Below are 2,588 nucleotides of genomic sequence, written 5' to 3'. Positions count from 1 at the left end.
TGAATATTACGGGTACTTTTACACCACTTGTCCGGATTGAGGAAACCATTGTTCCGGATTGATGGAAACCGCTCTTCCGGTCATTAGGGAACCACTCTTATAATGGATGTAAGCATCGAATTTGATGCTAATTCATTATGAGGGAGGTCTTCATATGACCAAATATCGTGAAATCCTAAGGCTGACAGCCTTGGGTCTGTCTCTTCGTGACATTGAGAAAAGCCTCAAGGTTTCAAGAAAGACAGTTGTAAAGGTCCAGAAACGTGCAGATGAATTATCTCTGAGCTGGCCACTGGACGAATCACTCACTGATGCTGAGTTGGAGCAGCGGATGTTTCCAAAAGATTTGTCTCCGAAATCCACCAAGCGGATGCCTGACTTCGACTACATCCGTAAGGAATTGCTCAAAAATGGTGTCAACAAGAAGCTCCTTTGGACAGAATACCTCGAAGAATGCAGTCAGAATGGTGATGATGCTTTGATGTATTCCCAGTTCTGTTATTACATTCAGCAGAACGAGCAAAAAAGCCGTGCTACCATGCACATCCCGCGGAAAGCAGGCCAGCAGATCGAGGTTGACTGGGCTGGTGATCCGGCAAAGATTATTGATCCGGATACCGGTGAAATTACCGAAGCATGGATCTTTGTTGGTGTTATGACCTACAGCCAGTATGCTTTTGTCGAAGCGTTCATCAATGAACAACAAAAGTCATGGATTACCGCTCATGTCCATATGTACGAGTTCTTTGGCGGCGTTACGCCGATTCTGGTATCAGACAATGCTCCTACAGCAACGAACCGTAAACAGAGTGACAAATATGAGTCTGTCCTGATTAAGTCCTATGAGGAACTGGCACAGCATTACAACACTGCTATCATTCCGGCCCGGGTACGTGCCCCGAAGGATAAGCCAAGTGTAGAAGGAAATGTTGGCCATGTCTCTACATGGATCACAGCTGCGCTTCGTAATGAACAGTTTTTCTCTCTGGAAGAATTGAACCAGGAAATCAGGAAAAAGCTCAAAAAGTACAACGCGGCTTCTTTTCAAAAGAAAGAAGGCAGCCGACAGAAGCTGTTTCTCGAAGATGAGAAGCCATTGCTCATGCCCCTGCCTGCCACCCGCTTTGAATTAGCTGAACATCGTACCGCCACAGTACAGTTCAACTATCACATCGCCGTAGACAAAATGTACTACTCGGTGCCTTATCAGTATATCAAAGATAAGGTCGATGTGCGAGTGACAGATACCACCATTGAAATTTTTAAGGATTTCAGGAGAATTGCTTCCCACAAACGCCTGTACGGGCGTCCTGGGCAGTATTCCACAGTACTCGAACATATGCCGCCAGATCACCAGAAATATCTGGAGTGGAACGGTGACCGTTTCCGCAAATGGGCAGAAACAATTGGAATCAATACCTATAAAGTTGTAAACAGTATCCTTACCTCAGGCAGAGTGGAGCAGCAGTCTTACAGGGCCTGTATGGGCCTTTTGAAGCTTGCTGAGAGGAAGTCTTCACAGCAGCTTGAAAACGCCTGTGCAAAGGCTCTGCAGTACTCGAATTCACCCAGCTATAAAAGTATCAAGAACATCCTTACTGCGGATCGTGGAGCTAAATCTGAGGCACCTCAGAAGCAGACAAACGAGAGTTCCCAGTCCGGCATCACCCGTGGTGCCCGTTATTACGGAGGTAAGAGATCATGACAAATCAGAGTACAATTGACAAGCTTATTGAAATGCACATGACATCGATGGCCGATGCATTCCGTAACCAGATGCAGGATATCTCCATGAAGGAGATCCCTTTCGATGATCGGTTTGGGATGATCGTTGATATCGAATATACATCCCGTAAAAACAGCCGTTTGAAAAGACTGATTAAGAATGCAGAGTTCGAGCAGCCAGACGCAACGATTGCGGCAGTTGATTACGGTCATAACCGCAAAGTAAACCGCCACCTGATCGAACGGCTGGCAACTTGTGAGTACATCACAGAATACCGTAACATCTTCATTACCGGCGCAACAGGCAGTGGAAAAACATATCTGGCCTGTGCGTTTGGAATGGAGGCATGTAAGCGTTATTACAGCGTTAAGTACGTCCGTGTGCCGGATCTGCTCCTGGACTTACAAGAGGCCAGAGATGAAGGCCGCTTTAAAGATGCATTGAAAAAATACACCAATCCCACGCTTCTAATCCTGGATGAGTGGCTGCTCATGAGAGTTACTGAAAAAGACTCAGCCAATCTGCTTGAGCTTATTCATAAGCGTCGCAAGCACTCATCCACGATCTTCTGTTCCCAGTATCTTGAGGAAGACTGGTACCAAAAGCTTGGTGGTAAGGACAACCCTCTCACAGATGCCATCATGGATCGAATCTCATTCGATTCATACAAGATTCCGATTATGAGTCTTGACCCAGAAAAGGATATTTCCATGAGGGAGGTTTATGGACTGGATCCATCTCAGGCACAATAACATACAGGCGGCTTCGCCGCACATAGCAATAACCTAAAGCGGTTTCCGCCTATCCGGACAGGTGGTTTCCATTTTTCCGGACAGACGGCTTCGCCGCAACGGAATATTCA

General features: G+C 46.4%; 2 protein-coding genes. Both read left to right on the top strand.

Annotation, left to right across the window (positions count from 1 at the left end; translation table 11 throughout):
• Positions 1-154 precede the first annotated feature (154 nt).
• Positions 155-1,705: an IS21 family transposase gene (gene istA, locus DWY93_RS16675; RefSeq protein ID WP_117472735.1), complete on the top strand. Its 1,551-nt coding sequence runs from the start codon at positions 155-157 to the stop codon at positions 1,703-1,705.
• The gene (locus tag DWY93_RS16670) at positions 1,702-2,478 is read left to right on the top strand and encodes an ATP-binding protein (protein WP_015552542.1); all 777 of its coding nucleotides are present in this window, start codon (positions 1,702-1,704) and stop codon (positions 2,476-2,478) included. The genes istA and DWY93_RS16670 overlap by 4 nt, the downstream gene beginning before the upstream one ends.
• The last annotated feature ends 110 nt before the right edge of the window (positions 2,479-2,588 follow it).

Origin of the sequence: Clostridium sp. AF28-12 (assembly GCF_003435225.1) — a bacterium.
GTDB lineage: Bacteria > Bacillota > Clostridia > Lachnospirales > Lachnospiraceae > Pilosibacter > Pilosibacter fragilis.
The sequence above is the reverse complement of the archived record's forward strand: the minus strand, read 5'-3'. Positions and strand labels throughout refer to the sequence as shown.

Excerpts from the sequence above, each read along its gene's own strand:
- istA (WP_117472735.1), top strand. The coding sequence starts at position 155 with ATGACCAAATATCGTGAAATCCTAAGGCTGACAGCCTTGGGTCTGTCT.
- DWY93_RS16670 (WP_015552542.1), top strand. The coding sequence starts at position 1,702 with ATGACAAATCAGAGTACAATTGACAAGCTTATTGAAATGCACATGACA.